This window comes from Microbacterium sp. Soil_N32 (assembly GCF_057655505.1).
In genome coordinates this window covers 141,279-158,061 of sequence record NZ_JBDGME010000016.1, presented here as the reverse complement: position 1 = coordinate 158,061, position 16,783 = coordinate 141,279, and the positions used below count along the sequence as shown (strand labels likewise).

Sequence of the window (16,783 nt, the reverse complement as noted above, 5' to 3'; positions counted from 1 at the left end):
GTCGGGAAGACGCGCGCTGTGGGCTGATCCCACCGATCGGGTTCGGTGCAGGGCGGGTGCGGCGTGGGCGAGGTCCGAACTGTGCGCGGGCGCCCACGACCGGCACAATGGGGAGGTGACATCCCGGGATCCCTTTCGCGTGATCTTCGTGTGCACGGGGAACATCTGCCGTTCCCCGATGGCCGAGATCGTCTTCCGCGATCTCGCCCAGCATCAGGGCCTGGGCTCCCACATCGTCTCGCGCAGCGCCGGCACGGGCGACTGGCACCTCGGCGAACAGGCGGACCACCGCACCATCGACGCCCTCGCCCGCCGGGGGTACGACGGCTCGCTGCATCGCGCACGACAGTTCACCACCGCGTCCTTCGCCGAGAACGACCTCGTCGTCGCCCTCGACCGCACCCATGAGCGCATCCTGCGGGAGTGGGCGCGCGACGAGGACGAGGAGGGCAAGGTCACGCTGCTGCTGGGCTTCGACGCCGCCGCCACGACCCTCGACGTGCCCGACCCGTACTACGCCGGGCCCGAGATGTTCGATTCGGTGCTCGGTATGATCGAGACGGCGACGCGCGGCCTGTTCCGTCAGCTCGAACCCGCTCTGCGCCAGCCCCGCACGCCGCGCCCCTGAGGGGCCCGATCAGGAGGATTCCCCTGACTTCCCAGCCTTCGCTCCCCCCGCAGCCGCTCAGCCCGCTCGACGGCCGCTACCGCGCCGCCGTCGCCGGTCTCGCCGACTTCCTCTCGGAGTCGGGCCTCAACCGGGCCAGGGTCGAGGTGGAGGTCGAGTGGCTGATCGCCCTGACCGACCGCTCGCTGTTCGAGACCTCTCCGCTGTCGGCCGACGACAAGGACCGCCTGCGCGCCCTCTACCGCGACTTCGGCCAGACCGAGATCGACTGGCTCGCCGAGAAGGAGGCCGTGACCCGTCACGACGTGAAGGCCGTCGAGTACCTCGTGCGCGACCGGTTGTCGGCGCTCGGCCTCGACGCGATCGCCGAGCTCACCCACTTCGCCTGCACCAGCGAGGACATCAACTCGGTCTCGTACGCCCTCACCGTCAAGCGCGCCGTCGAAGGCGTGTGGCTGCCCGCGCTGGATGCCGTCATCGCGAAGCTCCGCGAGCTCGCGGTCGAGCACGCCGACGCCCCCATGCTCTCGCGCACCCACGGGCAGCCGGCCACGCCGTCGACCATGGGCAAGGAGATCGCCGTGTTCGCGTGGCGTCTGGAGCGGGTGCGCGCGCAGATCGCGGCATCGGACTACCTCGCCAAGTTCTCGGGCGCGACCGGCACGTGGTCGGCGCACCTGTCGGCCGACCCCGACGCCGACTGGCCCACCATCGCCCGCGAATACGTGGAGGGCCTGGGTCTCGGATTCAACATCCTCACCACGCAGATCGAGTCGCACGACTGGCAGGTCGAGCTGTACGACCGCGTGCGTCACGCCGGCGGCATCCTGCACAACCTCGCCACCGACATCTGGACGTACATCTCGCTCGGCTACTTCGCGCAGATCCCCGTCGCCGGTGCGACCGGGTCGTCGACCATGCCGCACAAGATCAACCCCATCCGGTTCGAGAACGCCGAGGCCAACCTCGAGCTCTCGGCGGCACTGCTGGGCTCGCTCTCGCAGACGCTCGTCACCAGCCGTCTGCAGCGCGACCTCACCGACTCGACCACGCAGCGCAACATCGGCGTTGCGTTCGGGCACTCGCTGCTCGCGCTCGACAACCTGCGCCGGGGGCTCAACGAGATCTCGCTGTCGCGCGACGTGCTGCTCGCCGACCTCGACGGCAACTGGGAGGTGCTCGCCGAGGCCATCCAGACCGTCATCCGCGCCGAGGTCGTCGCCGGTCGCTCGTCGATCACCGACCCGTACGCGCTGCTCAAGGAACTCACCCGCGGTCACCGCGTGGGCGGCGCCGAGCTGGCGGAGTTCGTCGAAGGGCTCGAGATCGGCGACGCCGCGAAGCAGCGCCTGCTGGCCCTGACGCCCGCGACCTACACGGGTATCGCCGAGCGCCTCGCGCGCTGACCCCCGAGCCCCGAGAAACGCACCCCCGCACCGCGCGGGGGTGCGTTTTCGCGTTCGGAGCCGCGCAGGCCCCGGCCACGCCTCAGGACAGGGTGCCCGGCTCGCCGGAGTGCGCGTCGACGCGGTCGCGGGGCATGAACGCCGCGGCGACCAGCGTGAGCACCGCGGTGATCGCGGCGGCCACGAACACCCAGGTCGACGCCGAGACGATGGTGGCGGGGTCGTCGGGTCCGCGTCCCTGGGCGATCACGGCGTTCGAGATGGCGCCGAAGATCGCGACGCCCACGGCGCTCCCGGCGGAGCGGGCGAAGGCGTTCATGCCCGTGACGGCGCCCCGTTCGCCCCAGCCGACGGAGGCCTGCGCCGCGATGAGCGTCGGCGCGGCGCTCCACCCCAGGCCGAACCCGAATACGAAGGCGATCAGCGCGATCGTGTACGGGTTGGGCCAGCTGCCCGTGATCGCGAGGGCGATCGCGGCGAGCGACGTGATGCCCATGCCGATCAGCGCGGTGCGCCGGAATCCGATGCGCAGGTAGAGGCGTCCGGCGTTGGCAGCCGACACCGGCCAGCCGAGGGTGAGGGCCGCGACCGCGAGCCCGGCGAGCAGGGGCGGGATGCCGATCGACCCCTCGAGGTACGCGGGAGCGAAGCTGGTCACCCCGGTCATCAGCGCGCCGATGCCCAGCGACACGATCGTGGTGGTGAGGATCAGCGGTCGAGCGGCGAGCCGCAGGTCGACGATCGGCTCGGATGCCCGCCGCTCGACCACCGCGAAGGCCGCGAGCGACAGGGCGCCGATGCCGAAGCAGAGGGCGCTCGGCACCGAGAGCCAGGCCCACGCGTTCCCGCCCTCGAGCATCCCGAGGATGACCCCGGTCAGGCCGATCGTCAGCAGCACCGCGCCGAGGTAGTCGATGCTGTGGCGGGCCGACTGCTTCTTCTCGGTGTAGGCACGCAGCAGCATCCATCCCGCGACGAGGCACAGCGGGATGTTCACGAAGAAGATCCACCGCCAGGCGTCGAGCTGCGCGAACAGGCCGCCGAGCGCCGGTCCGACGACCGATGAGATCGCCCAGACGCTCGCGATGTACCCCTGCACCTTGGCGCGTTCGGCGACGGTGTAGATGTCGCCCACGATGGTCATCGACATCGGTGCGACGGCTCCCGCGCCCAGGCCCTGCACCACGCGGAATGCGATGAGCGCCGGCATGCTCCAGGCGAAGCCGCAGAGGATGGATCCGAGCAGGAACAGCGCGATCCCGAGCAGGATGATGGGCTTGCGTCCGATCGTGTCGGCGAGCCGCGAATAGATCGGCACGCTCACGGCCTGTGCGAGCAGGTAGACCGAGAACAGCCACGGGAACTGCTGATAGCTGCCGAGATCGTCGACGATGCTCGGCACGGCGGTCGCGAGGATGGTCGCGTCGATCGCGATGAGTCCGGTCGACAGCATGAGGGCGCCGAGGACGGGCCCCCTCGCTGATCGGAGTCCGATGGATGCGCGGTCGACGGGAGTGCTCACGAGAGGATCAAGCCCGTCGCGCCCGGCACTATTCCGCGCGGTTCTCGCCGCGCGCGTCGTCGGCGCGGTCGGATGCCGGGGCGTCCGCCGGCTTCTCGGGCTCCGGGTCGTACAGCACCGGGCGGTCGACGGTCTTGGTCACCTCGGCGGGGTCGACCGCGAGCATGAGCATCGCGAGCCCGAGCAGCGTGACGATGAACGCGCCGCCGCCGACGACGAGGCCGAGCGCGAAGGGCGTCAGACCCTCGTACGAGCCGTTCGCGATCGCGGTGTTGACGCGGAGCGTGAACGCCCCGGTGGTCACCAGGGTCACGATCATCGCGAACACGCCGCAGGCGAGGGCGATCCCCAGCAGGTGCAGCGGTCGCAGGATGTCGCGCCGGCTCGGCTTCTCGTCGGTCATCGCGCCTCCTCCGTCTCGGCCGCCGCGGGGGCCACCGCATCCGTCTTGCGCGGCGTGAGCCCGGCGATGCCGAGGAACACGGCGACGAGCGCCGCATAGCCGCCGAACATGCCCACACCGAGGATGATGCCGGTGAGTTCGTAGGTGCCCGCATCGGTGATCGTGTACTCGTGGGTGAACCCGGCGGGGATCGCGAGCAGCAGGACCGCGAGGAGGATGCCGAAGGCACCGACCGTGATCGCGTCCCGCGCGGTGGGATCACCGGCGCGGCGGGCGCGGATTCCGGCGAGCAGCTCGACGACGCCGGTGATTGCCGCCCAGGCCGAGACGAGCACGAAGAAGTAGTCCTCGGTGCGCCACGCCGGGATGCCGCTCGCCATGCCGGCGGCGACGCCGAAAATGCCGAGCACCACGGCGGGCCAGCGCGATCCCGCGGGGAACACGAGCCAGACCGAGAGCAGCAGCACGAAGCCACTGACGAGCGCGAAGCCGCTGAACACCGACAGGCCCACGGCCGCCGAGTGATCGGCGGAGAAGGTGATCATCAACGCCGCGGTCGCCGCGAAGACGGCGCGCAGCAGCTGCACGTGGCGCACGCTGAAGGTGCGGGCTGGGGCAGACATGACGATCCTGGGACCTCCGGGGTTGTGCTCCCAGTCTACGCGGGGGCGGCGAGGGGCCGGACCGGCTCTGCGGCGTCCGCCGCGGCGGCCCGCGGGCGAGAATGGATCGGCGCCTCCGTGACGGCGGCGCGCTCCTCGACCGAAAGCAGCCCCCGACCATGCACTCCCTTCAGGTCGCGCCCCTCCGCGACATCCCCGCCGAGACGCTCTACCGGCTGCTGTGGCTGCGGGTCGCCGTGTTCGTCGTCGAGCAGCGGGCGGCCTACCCCGAGCTCGACGGCCGCGACCTCGAATCCGACGCCGAGCTGCTGTGGGTCGAGGAGGACGGCGACGTGCTCGCGACGGCGCGCGTGCTGCGCGACGAGGGGACCGGCAAGGCCCGCATCGGTCGGGTCGCGACGTCATCGTCGGCCCGCGGACGCGGCCTGGGCGCCGAGCTGATGCGCGGGGCGGTGGAGCGGATCGAGTCGCGGTGGCCGCAGGCGGAGATCGCGCTCGACGCCCAGGAGCATCTCGCCGAGTGGTACGCGCAGTTCGGGTTCGTCGTCAGCGGCCCGCGATACGCCGAAGACGGGATCCCCCACGTCCCGATGCTCCGCCCCGCCGGCTGACCCGGCCGCCTTTCCGATTCAGCCGCCTCCTTTCCGATTCATGGGAATAGAACCGGGAAGACGGCGTTGCACCCCACATGATTGAAAGTTCAACGGCCGCCCCCGTCGCCACCGAGCGCACCCGGGTGCGCGTGCCGATGGAGTTCGCCGACGGGTACGCCACCACCGCCGACGTGATCACCTTCGACGGTCTCGTCGACGGGCGAGAGCACCTGCTCCTCGGCCTCGGAGACTGGCGCGGCGCCCTGGAGCGCGCCGCAGAGGGAGGCGCGGCACCGCTCGTGCGCCCGCACAGCGAGTGCCTGACCGGCGACGTCTTCGGATCGCAGCGCTGCGACTGCGGCCCGCAGCTGCGCGAAGCCGTCGAGCGCATCGCCGACGCGGGCGGCTTCCTCTTGTATCTGCGCCAGGAGGGCCGCGGCATCGGCCTCTACGCCAAGCTCGACGCCTACGCGCTGCAGGATGCAGGTCTCGACACCTACGAGGCGAACGTCGCTCTCGGCCGCGGTGAAGACGAACGCGACTACACCGTCGCGGCGCAGATGCTCGCGGCGGTCGGCGCCGACAGCATCCGCCTGCTGAGCAACAACCCCGACAAGGCGAGCCAGCTCGGTCGGCTCGGCATCCGCGTGACCGAGCACGTACCGACCGGGGTGCACCTCTCGCCGGCCAACGCCCGGTATCTCGAGGCGAAGCGCGACCACACCGCGCACACCATCGACCTCTCGGCGGCGTGAGCATGACCTCGGGCGATGACGCGGCAGACAGGCATCCCCGACGCCTCGACGACGACGAGATGCAGGCCTGGCTGCCGGTCATCCGCTTCGTGCAGCTGCTGCCGCAGGTGCTCGACCGCGCATTGAAGGACGAGGTCGGCCTCAACCACGCCCGCTACGCGATCCTCATCATGCTCGCGGGGCAGGTCGACGGCGGGGCGACGACGATGACCGAGCTCGCCCGCATCGCCGGACTCAGCCGCTCGCGCCTCAGCCACGCGCTCGACTCGCTCGAGGAACGCGGCTGGGTGGAGCGCACCTCGTGCAACCGCGACAAGCGCACGCTCTCGGCGACGCTCACCCCCGCCGGCCGCGAGGTGCTGCGGTCGGCTGCCCCGGTGCACGTCGAGCAGATCCGCGAGCTGGTGCTCGATCCGCTCACCGCCGAGGAACGCGCGCAGCTCTCCGGCATCCTCTCCAAACTCCTCCCCGGGGTGACGGCGGCCCTGTGACCGTGCGGCGGTCTGCGACCGCCGCGTAACCTCCGCGACTCACGGGGTTCCTAGGCTGGAGGCATGGCGAAGCACGAAGAGAACCCCTGGTCGGAAGACGGCATCACCTTCCGCACGCGCAAGTGGGTGCGCCCCGAAGACCTCAACGCGAACGGCTCGCTGTTCGGGGGCAGTCTGCTCAAGTGGATCGACGAGGAGGCTGCGATCTACGCGATCGTGCAGCTCGGCAACTACCGGGCCGTGACGAAACTCATCTCCGAGATCAACTTCGAGGCGTCGGCCGTGCAGGGCGACCTCATCGAGATCGGCCTCACCGCGACGCACTTCGGGCGCACCTCGCTGACGATGCGGGCGATCGCGCGCAACATGATCACGCGCAAGCGCATCCTCACGATCGAGAAGATCGTGTTCGTGAGCCTCGACGACGACGGCAACCCGACGCCGCACGGCTACACCGACATCACCTACAACCGCGACCGCATGCCCACGCAGAGCATCGCGACCGGAACGGTCACCCTGCCGAAGATCTGAACCGCCGGCTCCGACCGGGCCGCCCCCTCACGATCGGCCGGCCCCCGTGCGGGCGTCGTGGAGCGGGGCGACCCGGTCGGAGATCGATGCCGCGCCGAACGCCGCCGCGAGGTCGGCGATCAGGTCGTCCGCCGCCTCCAGTCCGATCGACAGGCGCAGGATGTCGGCGGCCGGGCGGGACTCCGCCGGAACGGGGCGGTGCGTCAACGCGGCCGGATGCTGGACGAGCGAGTCGACCCCGCCGAGCGAGACCGCGTGCGTGAACAGGCGGGTGGCCGAGGCGACGGCGGATGCGGCGGCATACCCTCCGCGCATCCGCACGGCCACCATCGCTCCGGTGCCGCGCATCTGCCGATCGAGCAAGCCCTGCGGGTCACCGTCGAGCCCGGGGTAGAACACCTCGGCGACCTCGGGGCGGTCGAGCAGCCACGAGACGATGCGGCGCGCGCTCTCCTGCTGGCGCTTCAGTCGCACCGGCAGCGTCGCGAGACCGCGGTGCAGCAGATAGGCGCCGAGCGGATGCAGCAGCCCGCCGGTCACGGCTCGCACCCGACGCAGCGCCTCGGCGGTCTGTTCGCTGCACGCCACGACTCCGGCGATCACGTCACCGTGCCCGCCGAGGTACTTCGTGGCGCTGTGCAGCGACAGCGCGGCGCCGTGGTCGAGCGGGTTCTGCAGGAGCGGCGTGGCGAAGGTGTTGTCGACGACGACCGGCACCGCGCCCGCCTGTGCGACGACGTCGGCGATGTCGGTGAGCTCGAGCGTCGGGTTCGCCGGGGTCTCGAGCACCACGAGTCCCGTGTCGGGGCGGATGCTCGCGCCCACCTCGCGCGGACCGCAGTACGTGACCTCGGCCCCCAGCAGTCCCGAGCCGAGCAGGTGGTCGGTGCCGCCGTAGAGCGGGCGGACCGCGACCACGTGCCGCTTGCCGACCGCGTTCGTGTGGGCGAGGATCACCGCGGTCATCGCCGCCATGCCCGAGCCGAAGGCGACCGATGCCTCGGCGTGCTCGAGCTCGGCGAGCGCCTCTTCGAACCGGGCGACCGTCGGGTTCCACAACCGCGCGTAGACGAGGCTGCCGTCGGCCGGCGGGCGCCCGCCCGTGGCCATCGCCTCGTACGAGTCGCCGCCGCGCTCGACGTCGGGCAGCGGGTTCGTCGTCGACAGGTCGATCGGCAGAGCGTGCACGCCCAGTTCGCCGAGATCGGAACGGCCGCTGTGCACGGCGACGGTATCGGGATGCAACGCTGCAGACATCCCTCCATGTTGCCGAGAACGCGGCCCAAGGGCAGCTGATCGACAGCATCCGTCGTCGAACGCCGGTGGAACGCTATTCTCGGCAACAACTGCATGCGGAGGAGGACCCGACTTGCCCAAAGCACAACCGTCGCCGCTCGACGAGGTCGACCTCGGCATCCTCGCCGTGCTGACCCGCGAGGCCGACATCACGAACAAGGCCCTCGCGCACCGGCTCGATCTCGCGGAGTCGACGTGCGCCCACCGGGTGCGTGCGTTGCGGGAGCGCGGTGTGATCCGCGACACGCGCATCCGCCTGGACGAGGCCGCGGTCGGCTTCCCCCTGCAGGCGATCATCAAGGTGCGTCTCGCGAACCACACCGGTCCGAAGGTCACGACCCTGTTCGATGCGCTGGCGGCGCTGCCGCGCGTGCTGCAGGTGTTCCACGTGGCCGGGGTCGACGACTTCCTCGTGCACGTCGCCGTGCAGGACGCGACGGCCCTGCGCGACATCGTGCTCGAGCACATCACCACGCATCCGATCGTGCGCGGCACCGAGACGCAGCTCGTGTTCGAGCTGCGCGACGGCGCCGGCCTGCTCGCGCGCTGACTCACCCCCGTTCCCGTCGCGCGAACGGTCGCCTGAGTTCGCTCCGGTCGCACGAACGGTCGCTCTGACGCCCGAGAAGAACCACTCGCGCGACGGGAACGGATGCCCGACGCACGGAGGCTGCGCGAAGATGGAGGGCATGACCCGCAGTGCCACCGCCGCCACGCATGCCATCCGCGAGATGCGCGACTTCCTGTTCGCGCACGCCACCGACTACGACGCCGCGCGCGCCGGATTCGTCTGGCCCGAGGTCGAGGAGTTCAACTTCGCCCTCGAATGGTTCGACGTCATCGCCGGGGAGAACCCCGACCGGCCGGCGGTGCAGATCGTCGACGCCGACCTGTCGATGCGGTCGTGGACCTACGGCGAGCTGGCGCGCCGCTCCGACCAGGTCGCCGCCTGGCTCACCTGCCTCGGCATCCGCCGCGGCGACCACGTCATCGTGATGCTCGGCAACACCATCGAGCTGTGGGAGACGATGCTCGCCATCACCAAGATCGGCGCCGTCTCCATTCCGACCTCGACCCTGCTCTCGGCATCCGATCTGGAGTATCGCATCACGCACGGTCGCGCGCGGGCCGTGGTCACGGTCGGCGCTCTCGCCGACCGGCTCGCGGGCATCGACGCGGACATCCTGCGCATCGGGGTGGGCGACGGCGTTCCCGCCGACTGGGTGCCTTTCGACGACGCGACCGGGGCGCCCGCGGCTTTCGAGCCGGATGCTCCGACCCCGGCGACCGACACCGCTCTGCTCTACTTCACCTCGGGCACCACGAATCGGCCGAAGCTCGTGCAGCACACGCACGTGTCGTACCCGATCGGGCACCTCTCGACCATGTGGTGGCTGGGCGTGCAGCCCGACGACGTGCATCTCAACATCTCGTCGCCGGGCTGGGCGAAGCACGCGTGGTCGAGCTTCTACGCGCCGTTCCTCGCCGAGGCGACCGTGTTCGTGTACACCTACGACCGCTTCGACGCGAACACGCTGATGGACGTCATGGAGACGCACCACGTGAGCACGTTCTGCGCACCGCCGACGGTGTGGCGGATGCTCATCCAAGCCGACCTCGGTCGCCTCAGCCACCCTCCGCGCGAACTCGTGGGTGCCGGTGAGCCGCTGAACCCCGAGGTCATCGACCGTGTGCGCGACGCGTGGGGCGGCACGATCCGCGACGGGTTCGGCCAGACCGAGATGACGTGCTGCGTGGGCAACTCCCCCGGCCAGCCGGTCAAGGTCGGCTCGATGGGACGCGCGCTGCCGGGCTACCCCGTGGTGCTGCTCGACCCGGCGACCGGCGCGGTGACCGAGAGCGAGGGCGAGATCGCTCTCGACCTCTCGCAGCCGCCGCTCGGCCTCATGGCCGGGTACTACGACGACCCCGAGAAGACCGCGGAGTCCCGCGTCGGCGGCTACCACCACACCGGCGACATCGCCACGCGCGACGACGAGGGGTACCTCACCTATATCGGGCGGGCCGACGACGTGTTCAAGGCATCCGACTACAAGATCTCCCCCTTCGAGCTCGAGTCGGTGCTGCTCGAGCAGGATCTCGTCGTCGAAGCGGCCGTGGTGCCCAGCCCCGACCCCACGCGGCTCGCGGTGCCCAAGGCGTACGTGTGCCTGCGCGCCGATGCGGGCGACGGCGATTCCGCCACCGCGCGGTCGATCTTCGCCCACGCGAACGAGCGCCTGTCGTCGCACCTGTGGGTGCGGGTGCTGGAGTTCGTGCCGGAGCTGCCGAAGAGCATCTCGGGCAAGATCCGCCGCGTCGAGCTGCGAGCGCGCGAGGCGGCACGGGTCGAGGCGGGCGACGAGTCCGGGCAGCACTGGGAGCGCGACCACCGCTGACCGCGGAGCCGCCCCGGCCCGACCCCGGCGTCAGCGCACGACGGCGATGGTGCCGGTGACCGCGCGCCCCGGCCGCGCCGGCACCACGACGGTGGTCGTCGCGGGGGCGGGTTCGACGGCGTTCGCCGCCTGCGCGGCCTTCCGCGCCGTCGCGCGCGGTCCCGCGGCCACCGCGACGATCGCCCGCACGACGCCACCGATCACGAGCGACGCGGCGAGCGCCGCGCCGGCGATCGTCAACGGCATCCACTGGTTCGTGAACGCCGGGGTCGAACTGAGCAGCGCCGCCGGGATCCACACCCCCACGGCTCCCCCGCTCAAGCCCCCCGCACCGCGCATGATCGCAACCCCCGCGATCACCGCGCAGATCACGGCGATCGCCGCTCCCGCCACCCCGATCGGAACCAGGAATCCCGCGAGATCCCGCGCCACTGCTGCTGTCGTCATGATGACCCCCCGGTCTGCGGAATCTCCGCACTCTCGACAGTAGAAAAGCGTACGCGGATGCCCATCCGTCTCACGCATGATCACTGTCATCCTTTCGGAGGACATCCGGCGAAACCCTCCTCAGATGAGACGTTCGGGGGGCCGATTCCTTACGCGTGTTCGCTCAGATTCTCCGGGCGGATCAGCGGCGGCCGGCGCGGGAAGACGACCGCGGCCGACGGACGGCGAGGCGGCGCAGCCCCTTCCGCCGCACGACCGCGACGGGCTGGGTGAGCACGGCGTCGACGACCATCGATCCGTCGGTCGGGCCGACGATGGCGATCGCCGAGGTCTCCGTCGCCTCGGCGGGGTCGACGGGCATGGCCGCGAGCGACCGGTGCGCCCGCAGGTACGCGGGCACGAGCAGCAGGATCGCCCCGACCCAGGCGAGCGGGTTGCTGAGGGCGACGCCCGCGAACCCGATGAGCCCCCCGAGCGCGATCGCCGCGACGACTCGGGCGACCAGCTCGATGACCCCCGTGACTGTGGGGACGAGCGTGCGTCCGAGTCCCTGCAGCGCACCGCGCAGCACGAAGAGCATGCCGAGCGCCCAGTACCCGCACCCGTTGAGGATGAGCATGAGGTGCGCGAGGTCGACGACGTCGTCCGACCCCTCGCCCACGAACAGACGCACCATCGGCACGCCGAAGGCGATCATCAACCCGCCCAGCACCACGCCGGCACCGATCGCCATCACCGTCGCCTCCTTCACGCCGCGACGGATGCGGTCGGGCCGTCGACCGCCGTGGTTCTGCGCGGTGTACATCGACACCGCGAGTCCGAGCGACGCCAGCAGGGCGACCGCGAGACTGTCGACGCGCGAGGCGGTCGTGTAGGCGGCGACGGCGTCTGCACCGAGCGTGTTGAGGGCGACCTGCACCGTCAGGGTGCCGATCGCGATGATCGACGCCTGGAATCCCATCGGCAGGCCCAGCCGCAGGTGGTCGGCGATGTCGGAGCGGGTGACGCGCCAGTCGCCGCGCAGCAGGTGCAGCATCGGCAGACGTCGGCGCACGAACTCCAGGCACAGCAGAACGGAGACGCCCTGGGCGACGACCGTGGCGAGCGCGGCACCGCCGACACCCCCGTCGAGGGGTCCGACGAGCAGGATGACGAGCCCGACGTTGAGCGCGCACGAGATCGTGAGGAACACGAGCGGCGTGCGGGAGTCACCGATGGCGCGGATGATCGCCGACAGGTAGTTGAAGAACATCGTGGCGCTCGCCCCGAGGAAGCTGATCTGCGTGAACGCCGTCGCCTCGGGCAGCAACTCGGGCGGGGTCTGCAGGGCGACCAGCAGCGGGCCGGCGATGAGGGGGGCGCCGGCGGTGAGCAGGATGCTCGTGGTGGCGCTGAGCATCACTCCCGTGGCGACCGAGCGCCGCACCCCGGCATCGTCGCGGGCGCCGAAGGCCTGGGCGAGGGGGATCGCGAACCCGCTCGTGAGTCCCCAGGCGAAGCCGAGCAGCAGGAACAGCAGAGGTCCGGTCGCGCCCACGGCGGCGAGCGACGTGACGCCGAGGTGGCGTCCGATGACGATCGCGTCGGCGAACTGGTACATCTGCTGCACGACGTTGCCGAGCAGCAGCGGGATGGAGAACGAGAGGATGACGCGCCAAGGGCGGCCGGTCGTGAGGGAGGTCGGCATGGAGGAGCTCGCGGGAAGGTCTGGGGCGGATGCGGGACGGCACCGCTCCGTGCCGCGCCCCCAGTCTATCGAATCGATTCGGAGTGTCAGCTGGGCGTGATCTCACCCGCTCCCGTCGCACTTTCTGTCGCCCACGGCCGCGGCAAGCGACAGAAAGTGCGACGGGAGCGATTAACGGGCTGGGTAGGGTGGGCGGGATGGGACGGTATCCGGCGACGATCGCGGACGCCGTCGACCACGAGCTCGTCATCAAGAAGTCGCGGTTCCTCGCGCACGTCGCGCCGGTCGGCTCCGTCGAGGAGGCGGACGCGGTGATCGCAGGCATCCGCAAGCGCGCATGGGATGCCGCGCACAACTGCACCGCCATGGTCACGGGCGTGCTCGGCGACCAGGGCCGCTCGTCGGACGATGGCGAACCGTCCGGCACCGCCGGAGTGCCGATGCTCGAGGTGCTGCGCCGCCGCGAGCTCACCGATGTCGTCGCCGTCGTCACCCGCTACTTCGGCGGCGTCAAGCTCGGGGCGGGCGGGCTCGTGCGCGCGTACTCGTCGGCGACGTCCGAGGCGCTCGACCTCGCGCGTCTCGTGCGGCGGGAGTCGCTGACACAGGTGAGCGTCGATGTCGACCATGCTGATGCCGGGCGCTTCGACAACCTCCTGCGCGACTGGGCCGAGCATCACGGCGCGACCCTCGGCACCCCCACGTACGGGGCGAGGGCGACCCTGGAGCTGTGGGCACCGGCCCCGTCGATCGGATCGCTGACGGATGCGCTCGCCGCCGCATCCGCCGGCCGCGTCTCCCCCACGACCGGCGCCACCCGCATCACCGACATCCCCGCCTGACCCCCTCCCCCCTTCTCGACAGCTCCCGTCGCAATTTCTGTCGCCTGCGCGCGCGGCGAGCGACAGAAAGTGCGACGGGAGCAGAGAGGGACGGGAGCAGGGAGGGACGCGACGGGAGGAGGGAGGAGGGACGGGGAGGGACGGGGCGAGCCGTAGGCTGAGGGGATGTTCGACAGCCCGCTCTCGGCCTCGGCGTACGAGGTCCTCGGGGTGGCTCCGGACGCCGACGACGAGCAGCTGCGGCGCGCCTATCGGCTGCGGCTGCGCGAGACGCACCCCGACACGGGCGGCGACGCCGCGCTGTTCATCCACGTGCAGCGGGCCTGGGAGATCGTCGGCACCGCGGAGGGACGCGCGGCCTACGACCGCTCGCGCGACATCGACGCCGACGGCGACGCCTGGCGCGAGCCCGACCGCCCGCACGACACGCGACCGCGCTCGAAGACCTACGGTGAGCCGGGCGCGTGGCGCCGCGCCCGCTACACCGCGCTGCTGCAGGAATGGGCGGGCGGCGAGGTCGAAGACCCCTACTCCCCGGCGCTCGTGCGATCGGCGCCGCGCGCGCTGCGGAGGCTGCTGGCGGATGCTCTCGCCGAGGAGGCCACCGCGGTCGCCGTCTCGGGCCTCGGCATGGGCTTCACCCTGTGGCACGGGATCGGGGTCGACATCGCCGCCCCGCGCACGGGCGAGCGTGCGGCGACCGACACCTCCGACCGACTCGACCACGTGGTGCTGGGCCCCTCGGGCCTGTACGGGGTGATGTCGACCGACATCGGCGGGGTCGTGGGCTTCCGGCGCGGGGAGATCACCGGGCCGAGTCTCGGGCATCGGGCGCCCGTGACCGAGCTCCTCGCGCAGATCCGCGGCGTCGCCCGGGCTGCTCGCGTGCGGTTCAGCGGGGCGATCGTCGTGCTGCCCGACGACGACCTCGCGCTGCCGCTCACCCCGCTCGGGAGCATCCGCGGGCTGCCCGTGTTCGTCGTGCGGCGCGGCGTGCTGCCCGGCCTGCTGCGCTCGGGCCCGCCCGGCACGCGGGTGATCGGCGGGACGGAGCTGTTCGACATCCGCACGCGCCTGCGGCAGAGCATCCGGCTGTCGTGACGAGCGCGGCAACCGCCGCGACGTGCGCCGACGGTTCACCTTCCCGACACGCCAGCGACACGCCGTGTTTTGAGTCATTCAAAACAACCAGGTAGGGTCGGAGACATGGAGACCACCCTCGACCAGGCGCTCCGCGGCGCCGGGCTGAAGGCGACCGCGGGCCGCGTCGCCGTTCTCGGGGCACTGGACTCCATGGCCCACACCGACGCGGAGCGCGTGTACCGCGCCGTCTCCGCCGTGCTGCCGACCACGTCGATCCAGTCGGTGCACAACATCCTCGCGGACCTGACGACGGCGGGCCTCGTCCGCCGGATCGAACCGGCAGGCTCCGCCGCGCTCTACGAACGGCGCATCGGCGACAACCACCACCACATCGTCTGCACCGTCTGCGGCGCCGTGGCCGATGTGGACTGCGTCGTCGGCGAGGCGCCGTGCCTCACCCCGTCCTCCGCCGGAGGATTTACCGTCCAGACCGCCGAAGTGACCTTCTGGGGCCTCTGCCCCAGCTGCCAGAAAGCCGCGTAGGCCGAGGCATCCGCCCCTCTCCCGCACCCGCGGGAGAGCACGATCCGTCGCGCCCGCGCGCCGAAGGAGAACACCATGACGCAGAAACCCGCCACCACGACCCAGACCGGCACGCCGGTCGCGAGCGACGCGCACTCGCTCACCGTCGGCCCCGACGGTCCCACCGTCCTGCACGACCGCTACCTGGTCGAGAAGCTCGCCTCGTTCAACCGCGAGCGCGTGCCGGAGCGCAACCCGCACGCCAAGGGCGGCGGCGCGTTCGGCGAGTTCGTCGTCACCGAAGACGTCTCGGCCTACACCCGCGCGGCCGCGTTCCAGCCGGGCGCCGTGAGCGAGACGCTGCTGCGCTTCTCGTCGGTCGCCGGCGAGCAGGGCTCCCCCGACACCTGGCGCGACGTGCGCGGCTTCGCACTGCGCTTCTACACGACCGAGGGCAACCTCGACATCGTCGGCAACAACACCCCGACCTTCTTCCTGCGCGACGCGATGAAGTTCCCCGACTTCATCCACTCGCAGAAGCGCCTCGGCGACTCGGGTCTGCGCGACGCCGACATGCAGTGGGACTTCTGGACCCTGTCGCCCGAGACCGCCCACCAGGTCACCTACCTCATGGGCGACCGCGGTCTGCCCCGCAGCTGGCGCCACATGAACGGCTACGGCTCGCACACCTACCAGTGGGTCAACGCCGCGGGCGAGCGCTTCTGGGTGCAGTACCACTTCCTCTCGAACCAGGGCGTCGAGGCGATGAGCGCCGAAGAGGCCGAGAAGCTCGCCGGCTCCGACGCCGACTACTACCGCCGCGACCTGTTCGACGCGATCACCCGCGGCGAGCACCCCTCGTGGGACGTCTACGTGCAGGTCATGCCGTACGACGAGGCGAAGGAGTACCGCTTCAACCCGTTCGACCTCACCAAGACCTGGTCGAAGAAGGACTACCCGCGCATCAAGGTCGGCACGTTCACGCTGAACCGCAACCCGCAGAACTTCTTCGCCGAGATCGAGCAGGCCGCCTTCTCGCCCGGCAACCAGGTCCCCGGCACCGGCATCTCGCCCGACAAGATGCTCATGGCCCGCGTGTTCGCGTACTCCGACGCGCAGCGCTACCGCATCGGCGCCAACTACAACCAGCTGCCGGTGAACCAGGCGCACGCTGCCGAGACCCGCAACTACATGCACGAGGGCCAGATGCAGTACCGGTTCAACCCGGCCGAGCACCGCGTCTACACCCCGAACTCGTTCGGCGCGGCCGGTGGCCCCGAGGCCGACCCGCAGGCGGGCGTCGAGGCCAGCTGGGAGACCGACGGCGAGCTCATGCGCGCCGCGGCGACCCTGCACCTCGACGACGACGACTTCGGCCAGGCCGGCACGCTGTACCGCACGGTCTTCGACGACGAGCAGCGCGCGCGCTTCCTCGACACGCTGACCGGCCAGGGTCAGGGCATCACGATCGACGCGATCCGCGAGCGCTTCTTCCAGTACTGGACGAACGTCGACGCGTCGCTCGGCGAGGCGCTGCGCGCCCGCTTCTGAGTCA

General features: G+C 71.1%; 18 protein-coding genes. 12 read left to right on the top strand and 6 right to left on the bottom strand.

Annotated features, from left to right (window positions below; genetic code table 11):
* Positions 1-178 precede the first annotated feature (178 nt).
* Together AC3A3J_RS04895 and purB are read left to right on the top strand one after the other, a co-directional pair.
* Positions 179-628, top strand: a complete 450-nt coding sequence (locus AC3A3J_RS04895) for a low molecular weight protein-tyrosine-phosphatase (protein WP_487671289.1) — start codon at positions 179-181, stop codon at positions 626-628.
* A 23-nt stretch (positions 629-651) separates the two neighbouring features.
* Entirely contained in the window at positions 652-2,034 is a 1,383-nt protein-coding gene (gene purB / locus AC3A3J_RS04890) for an adenylosuccinate lyase (RefSeq protein WP_487671288.1), read from the top strand.
* A gap of 82 nt (positions 2,035-2,116) precedes the next feature.
* Here the strand turns inward: purB and AC3A3J_RS04885 are convergent, their stop codons facing one another.
* The 3 genes from AC3A3J_RS04885 to AC3A3J_RS04875 are packed head-to-tail and all read right to left on the bottom strand — an operon-like array spanning position 2,117 to position 4,582.
* Entirely contained in the window at positions 2,117-3,556 is a 1,440-nt protein-coding gene (locus AC3A3J_RS04885; protein WP_487671202.1) for an MFS transporter, read from the bottom strand.
* A gap of 28 nt (positions 3,557-3,584) precedes the next feature.
* A complete protein-coding gene (locus AC3A3J_RS04880) occupies positions 3,585-3,959 on the bottom strand; it encodes a hypothetical protein (protein ID WP_487671201.1) in 375 nt (124 codons plus the stop codon).
* The gene (locus AC3A3J_RS04875) at positions 3,956-4,582 is read right to left on the bottom strand and encodes an acyl-CoA synthetase (protein WP_487671200.1); all 627 of its coding nucleotides are present in this window, start codon (positions 4,580-4,582) and stop codon (positions 3,956-3,958) included. The genes AC3A3J_RS04880 and AC3A3J_RS04875 overlap by 4 nt, the downstream gene beginning before the upstream one ends.
* A gap of 158 nt (positions 4,583-4,740) precedes the next feature.
* On the opposite strand from AC3A3J_RS04875, the gene AC3A3J_RS04870 reads away from it, so the two are divergent.
* The 4 genes from AC3A3J_RS04870 (at position 4,741) to AC3A3J_RS04855 (ending at position 6,952) form a co-directional block, all read left to right on the top strand.
* The gene (locus AC3A3J_RS04870) at positions 4,741-5,193 is read left to right on the top strand and encodes a GNAT family N-acetyltransferase (RefSeq protein WP_487671199.1); all 453 of its coding nucleotides are present in this window, start codon (positions 4,741-4,743) and stop codon (positions 5,191-5,193) included.
* 77 nt (positions 5,194-5,270) lie between these two features.
* Positions 5,271-5,930 (top strand): GTP cyclohydrolase II, encoded by a 660-nt coding sequence (locus AC3A3J_RS04865; protein WP_487671198.1) that lies wholly within the window; start codon positions 5,271-5,273, stop codon positions 5,928-5,930.
* Positions 5,931-5,932: 2 nt separating this feature from the next.
* Complete coding sequence (locus AC3A3J_RS04860) at positions 5,933-6,421, top strand: MarR family winged helix-turn-helix transcriptional regulator (protein WP_487671287.1); 489 nt, start codon at positions 5,933-5,935, stop codon at positions 6,419-6,421.
* A gap of 63 nt (positions 6,422-6,484) precedes the next feature.
* Entirely contained in the window at positions 6,485-6,952 is a 468-nt protein-coding gene (locus AC3A3J_RS04855; RefSeq protein WP_487671197.1) for an acyl-CoA thioesterase, read from the top strand.
* Between the two features lie 27 nt (positions 6,953-6,979).
* Here the strand turns inward: AC3A3J_RS04855 and AC3A3J_RS04850 are convergent, their stop codons facing one another.
* The gene (locus AC3A3J_RS04850) at positions 6,980-8,209 is read right to left on the bottom strand and encodes a trans-sulfuration enzyme family protein (RefSeq protein ID WP_487671196.1); all 1,230 of its coding nucleotides are present in this window, start codon (positions 8,207-8,209) and stop codon (positions 6,980-6,982) included.
* 112 nt (positions 8,210-8,321) lie between these two features.
* Here AC3A3J_RS04850 and AC3A3J_RS04845 point away from each other — a divergent pair, with 112 nt between their 5' ends.
* Positions 8,322-8,798 carry an Lrp/AsnC family transcriptional regulator gene (locus AC3A3J_RS04845; RefSeq protein WP_487671195.1) on the top strand — a complete coding sequence of 159 codons (477 nt, stop codon included), beginning with the start codon at positions 8,322-8,324 and terminating at the stop codon, positions 8,796-8,798.
* Positions 8,799-8,937: 139 nt separating this feature from the next.
* Positions 8,938-10,647 (top strand): AMP-binding protein, encoded by a 1,710-nt coding sequence (locus AC3A3J_RS04840; RefSeq protein WP_487671194.1) that lies wholly within the window; start codon positions 8,938-8,940, stop codon positions 10,645-10,647.
* Positions 10,648-10,677: 30 nt separating this feature from the next.
* On the opposite strand, the gene AC3A3J_RS04835 is transcribed toward AC3A3J_RS04840, so the two are convergent.
* Entirely contained in the window at positions 10,678-11,094 is a 417-nt protein-coding gene (locus AC3A3J_RS04835; protein ID WP_487671193.1) for a hypothetical protein, read from the bottom strand.
* Between the two features lie 181 nt (positions 11,095-11,275).
* Positions 11,276-12,781: an MATE family efflux transporter gene (locus tag AC3A3J_RS04830; protein ID WP_487671192.1), complete on the bottom strand. Its 1,506-nt coding sequence runs from the start codon at positions 12,779-12,781 to the stop codon at positions 11,276-11,278.
* Between the two features lie 197 nt (positions 12,782-12,978).
* Between AC3A3J_RS04830 and AC3A3J_RS04825 the strand changes: the two genes are divergently transcribed.
* The 4 genes from AC3A3J_RS04825 (at position 12,979) to AC3A3J_RS04810 (ending at position 16,779) form a co-directional block, all read left to right on the top strand.
* A complete protein-coding gene (locus AC3A3J_RS04825; RefSeq protein ID WP_487671191.1) occupies positions 12,979-13,623 on the top strand; it encodes an IMPACT family protein in 645 nt (214 codons plus the stop codon).
* A gap of 165 nt (positions 13,624-13,788) precedes the next feature.
* Positions 13,789-14,724: a J domain-containing protein gene (locus AC3A3J_RS04820; protein WP_487671190.1), complete on the top strand. Its 936-nt coding sequence runs from the start codon at positions 13,789-13,791 to the stop codon at positions 14,722-14,724.
* A 105-nt stretch (positions 14,725-14,829) separates the two neighbouring features.
* Positions 14,830-15,249: a Fur family transcriptional regulator gene (locus AC3A3J_RS04815; RefSeq protein WP_487671189.1), complete on the top strand. Its 420-nt coding sequence runs from the start codon at positions 14,830-14,832 to the stop codon at positions 15,247-15,249.
* Positions 15,250-15,324: 75 nt separating this feature from the next.
* Positions 15,325-16,779, top strand: coding sequence for a catalase (locus tag AC3A3J_RS04810; RefSeq protein ID WP_487671188.1), 1,455 nt, complete (start codon positions 15,325-15,327; stop codon positions 16,777-16,779).
* Positions 16,780-16,783: the final 4 nt, after the last annotated feature.